Raw genomic sequence first — 18,713 nt, forward strand, 5'->3', positions numbered from 1 at the left:
TCGATGCTTTCATATTCTGCTCCTTCCCAGCCAGGAAATTCGTCACAGAAAATTCTAACTCAAATCGAGGGACTTTTCAGGGAGCACATCATTACATATCGCCAAGCGCGTTCGAGAGACAACGTAGAAAAATTGAGACAGAAGCTCTCCACTATTCTTAAGCAAGTCCAAGACGGACTGGCAGCGGCCAGAAAACACGGACAGACCCCAGGCCGCCCACCGCTAAAACCAGAAACAAGCTCAGCGGTTCAAAACCTTGTTAAGGCTGGTACATCGACCCCTCAAGCGGCAAAACACCTTAGAATAGGCAGGTCAACGGCTTACAGGTTGATGAGAGAAACTGAACATTGAAATTGTTCTTTGTTCGTTCTTTCGTAGCGTGCTTTAACAAAGAAACCTTCCGATGGGGCCTATATGAACATCAAAAAGTGGGGGAGGTACGATTAGTAAAGCTTTTCTTCATGAACTACCACACAAAGCACAATGTTATGGTAGCAGTTGAATAACCAAGACAAAAGGGTCTTTATTCTCCTGAGAAAATTCTTAATTTATTTTGATTCCGAGAACGGGTCTTGCTGCAGTTCAACTGCAAAGTTTGCTGGCCTGCGTAAACTTATCGTTTTCCCTCGCCACCAAGGCTGTGTAATTGGTTTTCACCAATGCTGTGTCAACCCTTCGGCTAAGTGGTGCAAAGCCGCCATGCCTGAAGTGCGCCATGAAAGCTCTACTGAGACCTCAATAAGGTTAAGTTGACAATGCTGAGTACAAATAGAGTAATTGTCAACTCATAGAATGTACAATTTTTTACCTATGTATTTAAAAACCATCTTCCATTTCTGTTGTTTCATTTTATTTTTTATTATTTCAATGCCTAAGGACGATTTTCTTCTGTTTAAAAAGTAATCTGTAGACCAAGCCTTTTTTGAGTACCGCATATCGCTTTCTAGAAGTACTTCACATTTATCCACTATGATTTCATAGGAGTTCTGCTCTTTTTTTAAAAAGTAGTTATTTAAAAATTCTGTAGTCACGTTTCCTATATCATCTTTGCTAATTTGAGAGAAAGACTTTAAAAGACCGCTATTTAAAAAAACATGGTTCCCATATTTTTCATTAACGCCAAGGTCCAAAGGCAAAGCAACACGACATCCTGATGCAATTGCTTCAAGACTTGCAGTAGAGCTCATTGTTATGAGTAAATCAACAGTATGCAAAATTTCAGATATTGGCGTGTAATCGATTTTAAAATTTTTAGGTATTCTTTTCGTATCTATTAAGTCTTCTGGATGGAAAGCCATCTTGTGAAAAGTATCTTCTCCCTTTTTGTGTCTGGGCTTGAGTATAACTTCACGATCTGGATAAGCTTGTGCGTATGCAATTAGCTTATCATACAAGTACAATCTTTCTTTTTTCATAGACGGTACTGTTGGTTGATCAGCAAACAGGACCCTTTGTATTGGCTTTTCTTTACCTTGCAAAGGGTAAGAAGGTAAAAACGGCAAACCAGCTAAGGTAAGAGGTTCTTCGGGTAAATTAAGACGCCATGCTATCTCTTTGAAGTTATTGTAATCATCTACAGAATTCACAACAACAATATCGCAAGCAAAACGATCAAGGTAACCTTCAATCTGTTTCTCAAAAATTACACCAACCCATCCACTAATTATAATTGGTGATAATTCATTTCTATTATTATAGTAATCAGATATCTTAAAAAGAAACTCAATAACTTTTGGGCCAGATAAGGCAGTGACAACAATATCCGCATTTGTTGCGATTGATACTGTTTCATTCCAACTTACTCTTTCTACATCAGAAAATCCAGCATCGTGTATTTGCTTTTCTGATAAAGCTGATCGTATTTTCGGAATAATAATTCTGCATTGGTAGTTACGATTTTCGAACTCATCACTAATTTTTTTGCACCATTTTAGTTGTGAGTCAAAGGCTGCAATTAGTATTACTTTTTTCATAGGCTTTTTTATTAATGAACCATGCTTTTGAATTCCAGTATATTAAGCATGGCCCATTAACACTAGCATTATCTTGAATTAAAGGGGCAGATAGTGATTTAATGGCAAAATTACTTTGTCTCAATCTATTAATATATTTGCCATCTCTCTTAGAGCACCTTGCCCTCCTTTTGATATCAAGCAAACATCTGCTGCACTTTTGACGGCTTCAACAGCATTGGCAGGTGCAAAGCCTAGGCCGGCCTTTTGAATACAACCTAAATCGTTCAAATCATTACCAATATATGCAACGTCGCACCATTGCAAATTGTTAGATTTCAGCCATTTATCAAGTGTCGAAACCTTATCGCCAATATTTTGCAATACTTCCATTTTTAGTTTTGCAGCTCTAGCCTGTACTACTGGATTAGATTCTTTAGACAAGACCAGTAATTTCAAGCCATTTTTACGAAGTATTTCTAAACCAAAACCGTCAGAGCGACTGCATTTAACGACTTCTATGCCTTCTTGATCCACATAAACACTGTCATCAGTATGGACACCATCAAAATCTGTGATCACGGCTTTAATCAAACTGCTATCAACAGAAGCCATTTTTTGCGAATAAGAAATGGCCCCATAAACGGCGTCTGCTATTTGCCAATCTTCAGGTGTATCAATTTCTAGGCTAGGACTTGATACGGGAACTAGGACCGTATTCCCACAAAAACGATTTTTAGCGGCTAGGAATTTTCCAACATTTGCTGCATAAATTGCGCCGTTTTCTCTGTAGCGTGGTGTCATTTCTTGACGAAGCTGACGTTGTTTCGTGTGATCGTGAGTAACGCCTTCTGCGAGACCAGCTTCACCCACTTCCCAAATGAAACCATGGTCCTCTGAGGCACTAAACGCGGAATGGACGTTTGGCTTATCAAGTGCAGAAACAACCGTGTCGATTTCATCTGAAGATGTAAAAGGCGATGTACATTGCAAAAAAACCAGAGTGTCGTTTTCCGATGCCTCTATGTTTATCAAGGCATGCTCAAGTGCAGACTCTGAACTAGCATGAGAATCAGAGATTGCTTTTGGACGCAAGATTGGCTCGGCTCCGGCAGCCTCAGCAGCAGCAAGTATTTCTAAACTGTCACTAGAAACGAGTACTCGATCAACTTTTTTAGCCCCAATCGCTGCCTTAACTGTTCTTGCAACTAAAGGCACACCATGAAAAGGTAAAATATTTTTGCGGGGGAGTCCAACGGACCCCCCGCGTGCAGGCACAATCGCTATTACACTCATTTATGCTATCTCTTTAAGCTTACCATGCTTTTCTTCACGCCATTTCAATTTATTGCGCTGTACAATCTCAACATCTAATAATTCTGTTTTTTTGAAGCTCAGGGATTTAGTTATGTTTTTTAGATCACGACACAATTTGCGCATTCCATCTGGTTCTAAACTTGCCGCGTGGTCCGTGCCTTTCCATGTGCGATCAAGAGTGAAGTGGCGCTCAATGTAACCGAAGTCGCCATAACCAAGGCGCTCTCTATTAGAGAGACCAAGCGCAAGAGCAGCCACATCTGCTGCAATGCCTAAATGATGTCCAGAAAATGCAATTGATTTAATCCGTTCTCCATACTGCTCTTGCAATGCAGTGATTTCATACAGACAGATATCTTCAAAAGCGACTGGATAGCCCGATGTACAAGCATAAACTACTAGGTCTTTGGCGCGGCCACGATCCTCGTAGAATTTGATCATCCTATCGATTTCATCTTTCGTGGTCATACCAGTCGAAACGTGAATTTCACCATCATAGTTTTTGCACAAGTAATCTTGCAGAGCATAATGCTGATTAGTTGCCGAAGGAATTTTAATCAACGATGGCTTCAGAGCAGCGATTTCAATGGCTGATGTCATGTCCCAAACAGATGTTGAATACTCAATACCATTTATGCGACATTCTTCTGCTAGTTCTTTATGTTGACCCGCATTCAGTTCAAGGAATTCTCGATGCTCACCATATGTTGCTCCATACGCATTTGCAGGAACTGGATGTGGTGCATTATACTCTTCAGTCGTTAGAAGCTCTTTGGGGCTTCGTTTTTGAAATTTCGCTACATCGGCTTTACATACATGTGCGGCAACTTGAATGAGCTCCTTAGCAATATCCATGCTACCCATATAATTGCATCCAATTTCTGCAATTACTTTTACCATTACTAAGCGTCCTTTAAAGTATCACTATATACTGTAAAATTTTATAGTGCCCGCTACTTTAAGTTAATAGTTATAATCGATAGATATATTATCTTATCCCCATTTGAAATGCTGTATTATTGTAGTGTCTATCAAGAGGCTAGAAAATGCAATTATTTCTAAAAAATGTATTACATATTCTTGGAATTTGTGACTTATCTAGAACCTTTTGAGGATACATTTTAAGTGTACTCACCTCAGACAATTATCATGCATTAGGTGGGCACATGATGCCTACCGACGGTCGAACCTTCCTTTGAAAGATCAGCGGTAAAGTGTTACGCGCCATGAGTTCTGTTTGAAGATTCTAACCTACCCTTGATATGAACTAGGAGCACCATGTCTTCTCCCGGCCGTTCTTGTCTGGGCCCTTCTACCAAGTAAAATAACCACTACAACTAACGCAAAAGTTTATCTTTATTGTGCAATCGGGCTACTTTTTGCTGACCTACTCAAGCGGATCATCTAGCAAGTCGTACTCCCTCAGCTAAAGAAGCCATAGCTTCAGGCTGGTACATGCCACCTCAAAATTCACTGCTATTTCATTAACGTAGCCGCCGCTTGCTTCAATAACTACACCATTTCTTGTTTAAATTTTTGTGTAAAATTTGCTCACCCTATAAAGTCCGTCCGTTTTATTTATCAAAGGTCCTTTCGCTTTTCCCCAAGTGCTCCAACACTTCCTAGCTTGGTACGAGGAAATGTTTCCTAGCAAACACATGCAAATCATGTCTAATGAAAAGCAAAGATAAGGCGGACGCTAGAACCGAGATCGATATCTATCTTTGCTTACTTGGTATAGAGTAACCTTGCTCGTGCTTTTGCCATTTGCACCGATCTTCTTTTTTGGGCAAAAGATGTTTTTATAGAATACGCACGCGTTATGGGTGAGATGTAACAGGTTGTTTCATTCTGTCGTACCAGCAACCGTTTGAAGAAAGCCTGGCACTAACAGCACTTAAGCGGTGCTGACGATTGACTACCCATCTCTCACAGTGACAGGAGGAGCCTGTATTGCCTCGACATCTATCAAAGCGATTGAAGAAACAAAGCAAAACTCCTTCCTAGAAGGTTAAGGGCTACTGCTTTGACTAAGCCATGGTTGAAACAGTTAACTTTAGGATACTAAAATTGAGTAATTCTAATCATTCCAAAGCCAAGCGGCACCCCGTACCCCAGAGCTGTCACCATGTTTCGCCTTACGAATTGTCACTGCGTAACCATCCGACATGATGTAAGGGCGCATTGCTTTTGGCAGATCCTCATATAACCGACCGACATTAGACATACCGCCCGCAAGAACAAAACAATCTGGGTCAATAAGGTTGGCAGACATGGCCAAGGCGCGGGCAAGGCGGCTTACATAACGTTGATAGGTAGCTGTTGCTGCTGCCTCACCAGATTCCATTGCAGCAATAATTTCTTGGCCGCTCAAGTGTTTGCCATAGTTGTGCTCATAGTCCCAGCGTAGACCTGTTCCCGAACATAGCAAATCGATAGGGCTGTTGGCATTTGTCCAGTTTGTCGGACCAGGGAATTCATCTTCACGCAGCCAAGGTAACGAGGTGCTGCCCCATTCCCCTGAGATGCCATTGGCACCGCGCAATACCTTGCCACCAACAACGATACCGGAACCACAACCAGTGCCAATAATAATTGCATGAACTACATGAAAGCCGGCACCAGCACCATCGGTGGCCTCAGATACCGCCATACAATTGGCGTCGTTTTGAATACGGACCTCGCGGCTTAGTGCCTGCGCCAAGTCTTTATCTAGTGGCTTACCGTTCAACCATGTTGTATTGGCATTTTTGACGAGACCGGATGAGGGCGATATCGAGCCGGGAATACCTAGCCCTAAGGTGCCTTCTGCCTTGCAATAGCTCTCAGCTGCTTCCACTAGGCCACAGACCTCGGCAATCGCTTGATTGTAGTCACCTTTCGGTGTTGGAACGCGCTTACGAAACAACTCCTCTCCATGTGAGGAAAGAGCGATGATTTCCAGCTTTGTGCCCCCCCAGTCTATACCGAGTTTAAGCTGCCCGTTATTTGCTTCCATTGCCAATCACCATATATTTTGCTCGCCTTCTTTGTTTGCCAGATTATATGTTCCCTATGACCTCGCCAAGCTGTATCTTGACGAAGGCAGGGAACTCTTGCTCTTTGTGTTTAACCCCAGTGTTACTAGGGAGGATTGGGGATCCAAAAAGCAAGTTTCGGGGGATGACAAAGCCGATAAAGGCTTACCCGAAAGAATTTGAACACGCAAAGATAGGGCGACAGTTCACAACTATAATCTTTTAGCATACAAAATGAATATATTTGTACTACAATTCGTAACGTGTTGATATTAACAACAGCTATTTTGTCACATGAAGGATTTTTTTTTATGAAGAGGTACGGTTGTACAAAATGGTGAGTTTGTTGTACAAATATAACAAAGAATTGCATCAACTGTTTTAATAAAATGATTGCGATTAAAAAGGGCTTCAAATGATAGAAAAACAAGAACAAGGTGAAAGCACACGTGCCTCTGGAAGTATCGTTGCAGCCTTGATTAGTGATATTAATAATAACTTGTTAGCGGACGGGCACCCTATGCCTACAGAGCGCGAACTATGTGAACGTTTTGATGCTTCCAGAACAGTAGTAAGAGAAGCATTACTAACATTACAACTAAAGGGTTATATGGACGTAGGCTCTGGTCGGCGACCTAGGGTTACCAAGCCATCACTTGAAACTGTAGTTAAATCAATTACAGAGCTAATGACAAATATTGTTGGCCAATCAGAAGCTGCTGCGCAATTAGAGCAGTTACGTTTATTTTTGGAATGCGGTGCGATCAGAGAAGTTACAGGGCGAGCAACGAACTTGCAAATCGCTCGCATAAAACAAGCTCTAGAGGAAAACTATCAGGCATTAGGTAATGACAACTTTGTTAAGACTGATGTAGCTTTTCACCGTGCGATTATTGAGGTCGTCAGCAATCCGTTTATTCTAGCCGTTTATGATAATTTTTTAGAAAAAATGATCGCCTCACGGCCCGAGGGGGATGCACGCCTAGAACACGAGCGCGTTGTTTATCAAGAGCATCTAGCTATGTATGAAGCTATTTTAAATGGTAATGGAATTGAAGCTTCCGAGCTGATGCGTAAACACTTAGAACGTTCTTATCGAGCCCGCCTTTTGGCTCCAACACCTTTAAAAGCATAAGTAATCCGCATAAAACGAGCATACTTATATTTTGGACAAACCTAAGAAATGTGGGGTGACCATGCCTCAATTTTTCAAGCTGTCGGTAGAACACGATTGGCAATTAATAACCTAACGCAAAGTGGTGCTGCCAGTTAAATTTTGGATCAGATTGATTATCTATTGGCTTGTCTATGACAAAGTCTAGGATTATCTACAAGCTTCATTGTTTTCCACCTCAGATTATCGTTCTCTGGTTTGGCTTTACCATAGCTTTTCACTCAACCTGCGTGGGGCTGAAAGGTAGAGCACAGCAGCCACAAAGGCCTCAATAATCGTACAGAAAAGTACATTTTACCTAGCGATTACGCGAGCAATCCATGCGGTAGTTCTAGTTTCCGGGCCAGCTTAAAAGGTTTCCATCAGCCATATCGCAGCATCGCAATCATTTCGTTTCCCCTCGTCACCAACCTAGTACAATCGATATTTGTGCGCAGTGCCTCAACGCTTTCGCTAGCTGGAGCTAAGGCGCAATGCTTGACGCCTTATTTCCCACCGTTAGGTCTGTTGTGATCTCAATCAGGTTAAGTTGGTAACATCCTGTAGATTATATATGTACTTAGGCAATTTAAAAAATGATATAACAAGGTTGCAAACACAGCAAAAAGCCTAAGCTCGATAAACTTAGGATTAAACCTTTGCCATTCGCAAGCCTAAAAATCCAACCCGATTAAATCAAATGCAATTTTATGTAATCACTGATTAATTAATACAACTATTGATATAAATTGATAACTTATATATTATTACTGATATGAAGAGACACTACGTCGTTTAATTGAATAGAAATTATGTGAATACAAGTTACTTGATTCGAGACATTGACGAGTATTCAACTATACAAGCAGATGCATTGATTTGAAGATGAAGCAGCATAGTAGTAACGAGCAGCAAGGCGCTTCTCTAATAGATATAGCCTACTCTAAACTTAGAACTAGCATTTTAATAGCTGAGTTGAAACCAGGGCAGAAGTTACGAATTCGGGAGATGTGTAACGCATTCGATATCGGTCCGACACCAATGCGTGAAGCCTTATCAAGACTGGTTGCAGAAGGGCTTGTCGCGACTCAAAGTCATCGAGGGTTTTATCTGCCTGAATTAACAGTTACGGATGCACACGATATCCTAGATCAGCGATGTTTATTGCAAGCAGCTGCATTGCGCCTGGCAATGATGCAAAATGACCCCGAATGGCGTGAGGAAGTTAGAATTGCCTACCAAGAGCTTTTAAAAATAGAAGACCTATGGCAAATGTCTCGCCGTAACTTTTGGAGCGAATGGTTACAGATGAACCGTCGCTTTCACAAGACCATGATTAGTGGAAGCAACTCAGTTTGGCAAAAGAAGTTTCTTGGTATATTACTGGATCAGTGCGAAAAGTACATTGCTTGTATTGAGCCCCATTTCTTCATCCCAGAAGTTATACTAGATTTAAACTGTAAAATCATGGATGCTATAATGGAAAACAATGTTAACCAAGGAGAAGAAGCTCTCAGCGCTTATATTACAGAGTTAAAAGACCGCGCACAAGAAGCTTTATCAAAGCATACGAGTAGTATAAAACATCTCGACTGACAGTTTATTTTTAATTTTTGATTGCTACGGAAAGTGTTTCTGCATCGTGCTTGGGGTCTGAGGCTCTTAGGAGGAAAAAACTGTAGTGATCCTGTTGTATGTAGGAACATATAGTTTATCTAAGGAGCAATTCAGGCTCGGAGTTCATAGAAGTGGGGATGGAGGGCACTTCCGTTCCACTGATTGGATCCAGTCATGACGCTTGCCCTTCGTAAACATGCGCATAATTTCAAAGCCCTTAAGGCTTGTAGCTTCGGTCTGTAGGGACTTAAAATCCTGTATCGGCTTGATCGCGATTTCAGTTTGCTTTGAGCGCCTCAAGGCTCCGGCAAGCAAGCGTTTGCCGTTTTTCTGCCACTTTTGGAATTAAACAGAAAACAATCGTATCGCCACGCTTATCAATGATCCGATACTAGCATTTCCCTTGACTCGCAATCTTTACATATGTTTCGTCACACTTACGAAAACAGAATATCCATTAAAGCCCGATTTTTGCTTTGCTGCGAATATCGTCCTCGAAGAAGGTAATGTGACCGCGCATGGCCTCTCTGGCAAGTTCAGGATCGCGTGAGCGAATGGCCTCCAGCACGTGGCGATGCTCTTTGAGTCCCTTTTCGACAGCAACATTCGGCAGCAAATTATAAAGGCCCCGTACAAGGTTGATACCTATTAGTATCTGCGGCTGTATCGCTTCGAAAATAGCAACTGCAAATTCGTTTTTAGAAGCTTTCATAATGGCACGGTGAAAATCAAGGTCATCCTCAACAGTGCCCAAAGAGTGCGGCCCGTCTTTCACAATTTGGGCCAGTGCGGCTTCCATTGCTTCCATGTCGCTTGGTTCCCAGCGCTGCGCCGCGAGTGCTGCCATTTCACCTTCAAATAACATACGGGCTTCATGGCACTTTAAAACATCGCTCATGCCGGTGATTTGAAAGTCATGAATGGGGCCAAGCGGCGTTTGGACAACATTCTCGCCCGCACGCCCTTTGATAACGAAACTTCCCGAGCCGCGAATGGTTTCAATACGACCATTATCGCGCAACTGCTCCATTACACGGCGGATAACCGATCTGGAAACGCCAAATTGCTGGCTAAGCTCTATTTCGGTCGGCAGTTTTAACCCTTCCGGGAACTCTCCTGCATCAATGAGCCCTGCAATTTCCTGGTATACTTTGTGAGAGAGTTTCGCTGGTCGAACCACAATAAGGCCTGTTTACTACGGAAAAGCCCCCCATAAGATAGGGGCCTTTGCATTACTATCAGATTTCAACCGAAATCACTGCGCAAGAGATGGCAGGAAAGTTGATATGGTTGGTACATATGTAATCAGAGCCATCGACACAAGCATTGCAAACAAGAAGGGTATAACTTTCTTGATGATAGCTTCAACTTTGACCTCCGAAATTGTACTTGCAACAAACAAGTTGATACCAACGGGCGGCGTACAAAAACCGATTGCAAGATTACATGTCATGATAATACCAAAATGCAACGGGTCAATACCAACAGCTTCAACAACAGGGAGTAAAATCGGTGCCAGAATGATGATAGCTGCAACCGGCTCCATAAACATGCCCACCACAAGCAGCAGCAAATTCACTAGCATCATAATCACAACCATGCTGTTGGAAATGCCGGCAATCCAGTCGGCCAATTGTACCGGAACTTGCTGAATGGTCAACAACCGGCCAAACGCAAAGGCCATAACCACCATAATCATAACTGTTGCCGAAACCATGCCGCTTTTGACAAAAATTCCGGTTAAATCCTGTAGTTTTATCTCCTTATAAATGAATATGGAGACGAACAACGCGTAAATAACTGCAACACCTGCCGCTTCAGTTGGTGTGAAAACACCGCCGTAAATACCACCAAGAATGATGACGGGAACAATAAGCGCCCATATGCCGCTTTTGCCATCACCAACTTCCATGATGCTATCATCTTGCTGGAGCCGGGTCGGGGCCTGATAGTTTTTATGCACAATCAGGCGGGCGACTACCATATAGCTAAGACCAAACAATATCCCGGGCAAGATACCGGCTAGGAACAAACTTCCCAAGGAAACATTGGCCGTAACACCGTAGATGATAAGGGGAATGGAAGGCGGTATCATAACACCGAGCATGCCCGAGGCCGCTGTGAGCGCCGCTGAAAAATCGCGCCGATAACCGCGTTTTTCCATCTCGGGTATCATGTTGGAGCCAATCGCGGCAACTGTGGCAGGCGATGAGCCGGAGATTGCCGCAAAGAACATGGAGGAAAGCACGTTCACATAGGCAAGGCCAGCGCGCACATTACCTACCAAAGAGTTGGCAGCAGCCACAATGCGCTTGGAGAGACCACCGGCAAGCATGATTTCACCTGCCAGAATAAACATGGGCACCGCAACAAGGGGAAAATTATCGGCGCCAACGATAGCATTTTTAATCAACAGTGTTGATTTAGGCGTACCGGCAACAAACTCCATGACCACCAATGTGGCCAGACCGATTGAGACCCCCAAGGGAGTGCCCAGAATAATTGCGATGAAGAAAACGCCAAAAAGGACAAGCGTGCTCATTGTTCCTGACCTTTCATGTTACGGATGTTTTTCAAATCTTCCAGGATATTTTGCAATAAGCGGTAGGCAGAAAGCGCTGAGCCAATGGGGAGCGTTGCATACATCCAGCCCTGGCCAACTTGTCCGCCAATAATTGGCCAGCTCATAACAACCGAGGTTTGGCGCAAAATAAAAGGCTTGGTGACTTGCTCATAGCCCAAGTAGCCGATCCAAAGGAAAAACAGGAGCATAACAATTTGAATAGCGATATTGATTTGTGTTTTTCTTAAGTCTGAAAACAAATCAACCACAACCGTTATGCGAATGTGTTGTCTAGTTTTGAAAGCGTATGCAATACCTATCCAGATTGTCCAAATGAATGTCCAGCGCACAAATTCTTCCGACCAGACAAGTGAATTTTGCAGGGCATAACGCATAAACACCTGAAGGCCGATGAAAATAACCATACTGGCCATGGCGGCGGCAATGAACCACCTCTCCAGGTTCTCATCAAGTAGTTTTAAAAAGCGCATGTTAGAACTCGCTTGCTTTTCTTTGGAGAAAAAGACCAGAGGGGGCCATATTTTAACCATGGCCCCCGTTTTGTTCTTCAGCTCTTAGTTGCTAGAAGCCTTGGCGACTGCATCTTTCAAAACCTTGTAGGTTTCTTCGCCAATCATTGCAGCCAGCTCACCTTCAATTTCAGAGATCTTGGCTTGGAACGCACCGATTTGCTGCGGAGAAAGCGCATTGACTTTCGTACCGGTTTCTTCGATTTGTTTCACGTAGCCAGCTTCTTCCTTGTCGATCACATCAAGCTGGTAGCGCAGCGCATCTTGCAAGGTCGCTTTGACTTCACCCTGAATTTCTGTTGGAAGATTTTCCATAGATTCCGGGTTGGCCAACACAATGTATGCACTGTAAACGTGGTTTGTTAGCGAAACGTAATCTTGTACTTCATACATGCGGTTCGCTACGATGTTGATGAGCGGGTTTTCCTGACCATCGACAACTTTTTGTTGCAGTGCCGAATATAGCTCGGAAAATGCCATTGGAGTTGGGTTGGCACCCAAATGCTTGAACACGGCAATGTGGGCATCAACCGGCATCGTGCGGATTTTAATGCCTTTCAAATCATCCGGTTTGGTGATTGGGCGCACATTGTTGGTGATTTGGCGGAAACCACCTTCGAACCAGCCAATAGAAGTCAGGCCCATTGGCTCAAGACGTGTGTTCAAGTAATCACCGAATTCACCATTGAGCACTTCAAGGGCGACATTCCGGTCCGGGAAAATGTAAGGAATACCCGGTGCTGAGAATGCTTTATCCCATGGCGCAAGCTTGGAAACGGTTGGCATCGCCAAATCAAGCGTACCATCTTGAACCAGTTCAACCAGCTCACGGTCGTTACCCATTTGTCCGCCTGGGTAAAGTGTTACTTCTACCTGGCCATTGGTGCGCTTTTCAAGTTCGTTCTTGAAGTAGATCGCTGCAAGGTTAATTGGGTTTTCTTCACCAATTGCCGCATGGGCCATAGATAAAGTGTAGTCGGCGGCTTGGCTGAGGGCCGTTGTTGCCATTAATAGGGCTGGTGCCAGTGCGAGAATTTTCTTCATTTTTTCCTCCGTTAGAACCTGCGGGTCTCCCGGACCCGCAGGCAAATTTGTTTTATTTATTTTGTTTGGTATTGGGCGAGCAGTTCAAAATCGAGCTCTACGCCGTGACCGGGGCGCTCAGAAGCTGTGGTGTAGCCATCAACAAACGTGATCGGGTTTTTCAAGAAGCGCTCAAGGCCAAAGCCGTGAATTTCCAGCAAGCTACCATTCGGTATCGCGGCCAACAGCTGCAGGTTCAGGTCATGCACGCCATGCGATGTCACTTGAAGATTGTAGGATTCTGCCAGTCTTGCGATTTTCAGCCATGGCGTAATACCACCACAAGTGGCAACGTCCGGCTCTACAAAGGTAACACCCTCGGCACTAATGAGATGGCGGAACTCTTCAAGGTTATGGAAGTTCTCGCCGGCTGCAATTGGCACACCGCCCTCGCGCTGGATGCGGGCATAGCCTGTAATGTCATCCGGATTGGTTGGTTCTTCAAGCCAATGAATGTTGTAGTCGGCCATTTTTCGTGCCGCTTGAATGGCCACATCTACCGGCCAGATCATGTTGGCATCAACCATAAAGGTGATATCGTCGCCAATGAGTTCACGTACAGCGCGCACCCGGTCGATATCTTCGGAAAGCTTTTCACGGCCAACCTTCATTTTGATGGCTTTCAAGCCCTTTGCCAAATTGTCTTGTGTTTGTTGCAACAACTGGTCAATCGGCATTTGCAAATCAATACCGCCGGCATAGGCCTTAACTTTAGGATTGTTGCCACCCATCAGTTTCCAAAGTGGAGTTTTAAAGCTGCGTGCTTTTAAATCCCACAGGGCAACATCAACAGCTGCAATGGCAAATGCAGCAATACCGCCGCGGCCCACAAAATGCAGATGCCACCAGCTTTTCTGCCAAAGGTTTTCAATGCAATCTTCATCAGCATTAAGCAAAATTGGCTTAATATCTTCTTCAATCAAACAAGCAACAGCTTTTGAGCCGGCATTTACTGTGTAGGTATAACCAAGCCCCTCATTGCCTTCATCGTCGGTAATGCGGACAGTCACCATACCAAAATGGGTCATAATCCCATGGGTAGAATCCGACAGTACTGTGGGGAGTGGGATCATAAAATGATCAACTTATACGTTTTGTATTGCCATTACGCTCACCAGTTACTTTTCTCGATTGAGATTTTGGAAAACCGCGAATGATGTTCGTTTATTTAGCTTATTTATCTTCGCAGTTATCTAATGAGGTTGATAAGCACATGATTATCAGGGAGATACTAGTGTATAAATACATATAATAGGATTTATTAGGTAATTTATTTGTTTGTTGAATAACTCATTAAGAACATTAATAGAGTCTGAAGTTGGTATAAGCTGGTGCTATTATTGCGCTGTTGTTAGCTTGTTTTATTTACGTGGTGTTAGGGCTGTTCTTCCTAACCAACAACGCTGTGTAATCGTCATTCGCTTACTGTGTCTCTACGTTTTTGCTAGGCGGAGAAAAACTACAATGCTTGAGGGCTGAAGTGCGCCCACAAAGTGCTACTGTGGCCTCAATCAGGTTAAATTGGCTATACAAACATTAAGATAATAAACCTACAGCGCTCTGTAAGTTAAATACGAGACAACATTGCACGATTTACTGTTTGTACTATAAGCTTCTACCCACACTTCCCAATAGCTATACATTTTCATATGGAAGTTTTTTGCAAAAAAACTGTACTGATTTGCCTCGTATTTCTCCAGTAAATCACTTCTGTTTCTTGATTTTATACTTTCAACGAAGCCATTTTCTTTCAATATAACTGAGAATTTACCGTAATCATTCCCGCAGTAGCGAGAAATCATATTGGAAATATTTGTATGCTGTATTCCTGAGCGCTGCGCTTCTATGATTTTTGACCTTATGCTTGCATCCAGACCGTTGGCTTTATTTCGTATGAAAGTAAAGTAAAATAGGCCAATAATGAATACAAGTATGCCTAGAATTAAAACAACGTATTTTGATTTTCGATAATTCATCCTAATAAAAACCTAGTATATTGATTAAACATAAGAACTTAAATCTAACAGTTTTCAAGTATAAATTAACAAAATATATTTTCAAGAATGGATTCGTCATCTCGTGATGAAAACTACGATAGAAAATGATTGGGGGGATTACCGGATCAATTACTAGCCCCAGAATTTACCGCCTCTGCTATCCTATCAAACAGGCCCGAATGATTACTGGACAACACTCAAAGAGATGCTTATTTATAAATTGCCTTTGAATATAATGTACAATATAATGGCATTAATGCGGAATATTCGAGATATATGCCAATATGGAAGCATTTAAGTTAAAATCGCCGTCAGAAGTCACGCTTGAGATCGGCGCACGACTCAAGCGTCGCCGGATACGTGAAAACCTCACACAAAGAGAGCTTGCTGCCAAAAGTGGTGTTTCTTATAGCTCGTTGCGTTTGATGGAAAATGAAGGCAAAGGCGCTTTAGAGGCCTTTTTACTCGTCGCCTTTGTCCTTGATGCAGATCACGAATTTGACATGCTTTTCCCAACACCGGAGCCCAGTAGCATTGAGGAAGTGGTTGAAAATAGCGAACGCAAAAGGGTTCGAAAATGAAAGTTCATCAAGAGATCAATCGATTATCCGTTGGCTTAGAGCTTGAAGGACAATTCAGAAAACTGGGTGAATTAGCTTGGAGTAAAAAGGAGCGATGCGCCTACTTTCAGTTTTCAAATGACTTCATTGAAAAGCCTCTACTGATCTCTCCCTTTCATTTGCCTGTCAAACCAGGTTTGCATCAAGCAACTCAAGATCCATTTAGCGGTCTACATGGGTTGTTTAACGACAGTCTGCCAGATGGCTGGGGACGGCTACTTCTCAATAAAAAACTACAGAACATGGGGTTTGATTACCGCCGGTTTTCACCGCTCGAACGGCTTGCTGCTGTTGGTGAAAGTGGTATGGGAGCACTCACCTATCAGCCTGTTTTAGAAGGTGATGAACAGATCATGGGCCGATCTAATCTTGATTGGATCGCTGATGAAATTAAAAAAATCCAACAAGACATCCCAAGCGCTGAATTGGATTTTTTACAAAAAGCTCAAGGCAGCTCAGGAGGGGCGCGCCCTAAAATTATGGTTGGGATTAACCGGGAAACAGATGGTGTCCGTTTGGACTTTGGCAAGCCTCTGCCCTGTGGCTATGAGCACTGGATGGTCAAGTTTGCTAGCCAATATGACCCCCATGAGATTGGTGTAGAAGAGCACGCCTATGCTTTAATGGCAAAAGCCGCTGGAGTGCAGATGGCTGATACAACCGTTATTGAAACCTCGAAGGGCAATAGACTGTTTGCCACCAAACGGTTTGATCGCGTGCCATCGGGACGCCTACACATGCATACTGCGAGTGGGCTTGTAAACGCAGCGCATACAGCTCCCACGCTAGATTACACAGAGCTTCTCAAGCTAACAAGAATGATGACTCGTGATCAGGGCGAAGTATCGCAAATGTTTAAAAGGATGGTCTTTAATGTTTTTGCTCAAAATAGAGATGACCATGCAAAAAACCATGCTTTTTTAATGGGTGGCACAGGCCAGTGGTATTTATCACCTACCTATGATTTAACCCTCTCGGATGGGATTAATGGTGAACATACCACTTCGATCGCCAATGAGGGCTTAAAGCCTGGTGAAGAACACATTATGCGTGTTGCCAAAAGTGCCTCTATTGCTGAAAAGCAGGCGAAACAAATCGTTGATGAGGTTCGTTGCGCAGTCGATGGCTGGCCAAAGTTTGCACAAGAAGCAGGCCTGTCAAATCAAAGAGCTCATGCCGTTGATACCGCCTTAAATGGGCCCCGTGCTTCTAGACAAGCAGAGCGCAGCACAGTGTTACCTGACCAGTCTGGCCCGAGTTTGAAACCATCCTTGAGCAGATGACTACCCTCACCCCGAACGATGGGGGTTTACGGCAATTTGGATAAAAACATCACGTATCTATTCACAGTTAGGTTCGTTCACTCAACATAAAGCGAAAGGAGCGATGCGCAAATAGCTTGGTAAGAAGCCACCCAAGCCAAAACATGCTGCGAAAAATACTCCCTAACATTAAAAAAGGGTTAGCCCGGTTCCATCTGTTGTTTGCAGGCACAATAGCGTTTCCCTAAACGCAATTCAGGCGTGAAGCTCAAAGAGGTGATTGAAGTGAAGCACCTTTGTTCCACCAACCACGGATTGGATACAGTCATCAAACTGGCACTTCTTGAATATTCGTCAAAATTCACCAACAGGGGTTACTGCTGGGTCAATTTAATCCTAGGCGATAAATAACACCTTCATGATTGTGCCAACGCGGGTTCGCGAAGAACCAGAATTGCTGCCAAGCCAAAGCACACAAATATAGCTGCTGCGATAAACAGGCCCGTTAAACCGGTGGAGCCTAGCAAGCCGCCGCCAATTGCAGCGCCAAGGCCAATAGCGCCATTAAACAGCGCCACATATACGGCAGATGCCTGCAATGCTTCCTCGCCCGCTTCAATGAGCACCCACGTTTGTAGCCCCACCAGTATTGCCGCAATTGCACCGCCCCACAAAATAAGTGCGATTATCACACCGAAAAGCCCCAGGGCATTGCCCCAAATCGCTAACAGTAGAAGCGAGCCAAATGCAATCGCAAGCGAAGTGGTTAAGATCGCTTTCAGTTGATTGTCAATTAGTGCACCGGTTAAAACATTGGCTGCAATTCCGGCGGCTCCAAAAACCAAAAGCAAAGGTGCGATCATTTCCTTTGGCATTGATGCGCTTTCAGATAAAAAGGGCTCCACATATGTAAAGGCCATAAAATGTGCCGTTACCGTGAATAATGTCGCCCAGAAAATTCGTTGTAAACGTCTGTTTGCAAGCACATTTAAAAGGGATTTACTGCCAATACGGCCAGAGCCGGCTACTTTGGGTAGTGTTATACGCACTGCAATTGCCACGAAAACCGATAGAATGCCTATAATCATAAAGGCTGTACGCCATCCGCTATAATAGCCAATGTAGTTAGAAAGGGGCACACCAAGCACACTGGCAACAGAAACACCGCCAAAAATAATTGAGGTTGCCAAACCGACTTGCCTTGCTGGCACCAATTGCGCTCCCAATGTTCCGATCATAGCCCAAAAGGCACCATGGGCAAATGCGCCGACGATGCGTGCACTCATGAGCCATGCGTAGTTTTCGGCCAGCGCAGATAGGCAGCTCGATATGGCCAACACGCACATCAGTGTAATTAATATGGGGCGGCGCGGTAATCCGCCCAGCCAGACGGCCGAGGCAATAGCAGCACCGGCTGCTATCCAGGCGTATAGTGTTACGATTAAACCCACTTGTGACGTGGGTCGCATCACATCGGCACTTATTTGTGAAAGCAAACCGATGGGTGCAAGCTCAGCGGTAACAATTGCAAAGCTGCCAATTCCAAGGGCCGTGACAGCAAGCCAAGCACGCCAACCGGCGTGCTGGTTTTGTGAATTCATC

At 43.7% G+C, this 18,713-nt stretch carries 14 protein-coding genes; 4 read left to right on the forward strand and 10 right to left on the reverse strand.

Annotation, left to right across the window (positions count from 1 at the left end; translation table 11 throughout):
• Positions 1-785: 785 nt before the first annotated feature.
• The 4 genes from AYK67_RS15195 to AYK67_RS15210 form a co-directional block, all read right to left on the reverse strand.
• Positions 786-1,973, reverse strand: coding sequence for a DUF6716 putative glycosyltransferase (locus tag AYK67_RS15195; RefSeq protein WP_068088762.1), 1,188 nt, complete (start codon positions 1,971-1,973; stop codon positions 786-788).
• A gap of 120 nt (positions 1,974-2,093) precedes the next feature.
• Positions 2,094-3,248, reverse strand: coding sequence for an acylneuraminate cytidylyltransferase (locus AYK67_RS15200; protein WP_068088768.1), 1,155 nt, complete (start codon positions 3,246-3,248; stop codon positions 2,094-2,096).
• Positions 3,249-4,169 (reverse strand): N-acetylneuraminate synthase family protein, encoded by a 921-nt coding sequence (locus AYK67_RS15205; RefSeq protein ID WP_068088770.1) that lies wholly within the window; start codon positions 4,167-4,169, stop codon positions 3,249-3,251.
• Between the two features lie 1,180 nt (positions 4,170-5,349).
• Positions 5,350-6,267, reverse strand: coding sequence for an ROK family protein (locus AYK67_RS15210; RefSeq protein WP_068088772.1), 918 nt, complete (start codon positions 6,265-6,267; stop codon positions 5,350-5,352).
• Between the two features lie 434 nt (positions 6,268-6,701).
• Here AYK67_RS15210 and AYK67_RS15215 point away from each other — a divergent pair, with 434 nt between their 5' ends.
• Together AYK67_RS15215 and AYK67_RS15220 are read left to right on the forward strand one after the other, a co-directional pair.
• A complete protein-coding gene (locus tag AYK67_RS15215; protein WP_068088774.1) occupies positions 6,702-7,421 on the forward strand; it encodes an FCD domain-containing protein in 720 nt (239 codons plus the stop codon).
• Between the two features lie 903 nt (positions 7,422-8,324).
• Complete coding sequence (locus AYK67_RS15220; protein WP_068088776.1) at positions 8,325-9,035, forward strand: GntR family transcriptional regulator; 711 nt, start codon at positions 8,325-8,327, stop codon at positions 9,033-9,035.
• Between the two features lie 478 nt (positions 9,036-9,513).
• On the opposite strand, the gene AYK67_RS15225 is transcribed toward AYK67_RS15220, so the two are convergent.
• The 5 genes from AYK67_RS15225 to AYK67_RS15245 form a co-directional block, all read right to left on the reverse strand.
• The gene (locus AYK67_RS15225) at positions 9,514-10,236 is read right to left on the reverse strand and encodes a FadR/GntR family transcriptional regulator (protein WP_068088783.1); all 723 of its coding nucleotides are present in this window, start codon (positions 10,234-10,236) and stop codon (positions 9,514-9,516) included.
• Between the two features lie 75 nt (positions 10,237-10,311).
• Positions 10,312-11,598, reverse strand: a complete 1,287-nt coding sequence (locus AYK67_RS15230) for a TRAP transporter large permease (RefSeq protein ID WP_068088786.1) — start codon at positions 11,596-11,598, stop codon at positions 10,312-10,314.
• Entirely contained in the window at positions 11,595-12,170 is a 576-nt protein-coding gene (locus AYK67_RS15235; protein ID WP_068088788.1) for a TRAP transporter small permease, read from the reverse strand. The genes AYK67_RS15230 and AYK67_RS15235 overlap by 4 nt, the downstream gene beginning before the upstream one ends.
• 24 nt (positions 12,171-12,194) lie before the next feature.
• Complete coding sequence (locus tag AYK67_RS15240; protein WP_068088790.1) at positions 12,195-13,193, reverse strand: TRAP transporter substrate-binding protein; 999 nt, start codon at positions 13,191-13,193, stop codon at positions 12,195-12,197.
• 56 nt (positions 13,194-13,249) lie between these two features.
• A complete protein-coding gene (locus AYK67_RS15245; RefSeq protein ID WP_068088793.1) occupies positions 13,250-14,305 on the reverse strand; it encodes a mandelate racemase/muconate lactonizing enzyme family protein in 1,056 nt (351 codons plus the stop codon).
• 1,208 nt (positions 14,306-15,513) lie between these two features.
• Between AYK67_RS15245 and AYK67_RS15255 the strand changes: the two genes are divergently transcribed.
• Both AYK67_RS15255 and AYK67_RS15260 read left to right on the forward strand, forming a co-directional pair.
• Positions 15,514-15,810: a helix-turn-helix domain-containing protein gene (locus AYK67_RS15255; RefSeq protein WP_068088797.1), complete on the forward strand. Its 297-nt coding sequence runs from the start codon at positions 15,514-15,516 to the stop codon at positions 15,808-15,810.
• Positions 15,807-17,132 carry a type II toxin-antitoxin system HipA family toxin gene (locus tag AYK67_RS15260; RefSeq protein WP_082735868.1) on the forward strand — a complete coding sequence of 442 codons (1,326 nt, stop codon included), beginning with the start codon at positions 15,807-15,809 and terminating at the stop codon, positions 17,130-17,132. The genes AYK67_RS15255 and AYK67_RS15260 overlap by 4 nt, the downstream gene beginning before the upstream one ends.
• 395 nt (positions 17,133-17,527) lie before the next feature.
• Here AYK67_RS15260 and AYK67_RS15265 read toward each other — a convergent pair whose 3' ends face one another.
• The gene (locus AYK67_RS15265) at positions 17,528-18,712 is read right to left on the reverse strand and encodes an MFS transporter (protein WP_068088799.1); all 1,185 of its coding nucleotides are present in this window, start codon (positions 18,710-18,712) and stop codon (positions 17,528-17,530) included.
• Between the last annotated feature and the right edge of the window lies 1 nt (position 18,713).

The sequence above is a fragment of the Polycladidibacter stylochi genome (assembly GCF_001562055.1).
Lineage (GTDB): Bacteria > Pseudomonadota > Alphaproteobacteria > Rhizobiales > Stappiaceae > Pseudovibrio > Pseudovibrio stylochi.

Bases quoted from the DNA above. Each gene is read 5' to 3' on its own strand.
- AYK67_RS15205 (WP_068088770.1), bottom strand. From the start codon at position 4,169: ATGGTAAAAGTAATTGCAGAAATTGGATGCAATTATATGGGTAGCATG.
- AYK67_RS15235 (WP_068088788.1), bottom strand. From the start codon at position 12,170: ATGGTTAAAATATGGCCCCCTCTGGTCTTTTTCTCCAAAGAAAAGCAA.
- AYK67_RS15255 (WP_068088797.1), top strand. From the start codon at position 15,514: ATGGAAGCATTTAAGTTAAAATCGCCGTCAGAAGTCACGCTTGAGATC.
- AYK67_RS15195 (WP_068088762.1), bottom strand. From the start codon at position 1,973: ATGAAAAAAGTAATACTAATTGCAGCCTTTGACTCACAACTAAAATGG.
- AYK67_RS15260 (WP_082735868.1), top strand. From the start codon at position 15,807: ATGAAAGTTCATCAAGAGATCAATCGATTATCCGTTGGCTTAGAGCTT.
- AYK67_RS15240 (WP_068088790.1), bottom strand. From the start codon at position 13,193: ATGAAGAAAATTCTCGCACTGGCACCAGCCCTATTAATGGCAACAACG.
- AYK67_RS15215 (WP_068088774.1), top strand. From the start codon at position 6,702: ATGATAGAAAAACAAGAACAAGGTGAAAGCACACGTGCCTCTGGAAGT.
- AYK67_RS15265 (WP_068088799.1), bottom strand. From the start codon at position 18,712: ATGAATTCACAAAACCAGCACGCCGGTTGGCGTGCTTGGCTTGCTGTC.
- AYK67_RS15220 (WP_068088776.1), top strand. From the start codon at position 8,325: ATGAAGCAGCATAGTAGTAACGAGCAGCAAGGCGCTTCTCTAATAGAT.
- AYK67_RS15245 (WP_068088793.1), bottom strand. From the start codon at position 14,305: ATGATCCCACTCCCCACAGTACTGTCGGATTCTACCCATGGGATTATG.
- AYK67_RS15200 (WP_068088768.1), bottom strand. From the start codon at position 3,248: ATGAGTGTAATAGCGATTGTGCCTGCACGCGGGGGGTCCGTTGGACTC.
- AYK67_RS15210 (WP_068088772.1), bottom strand. From the start codon at position 6,267: ATGGAAGCAAATAACGGGCAGCTTAAACTCGGTATAGACTGGGGGGGC.
- AYK67_RS15230 (WP_068088786.1), bottom strand. From the start codon at position 11,598: ATGAGCACGCTTGTCCTTTTTGGCGTTTTCTTCATCGCAATTATTCTG.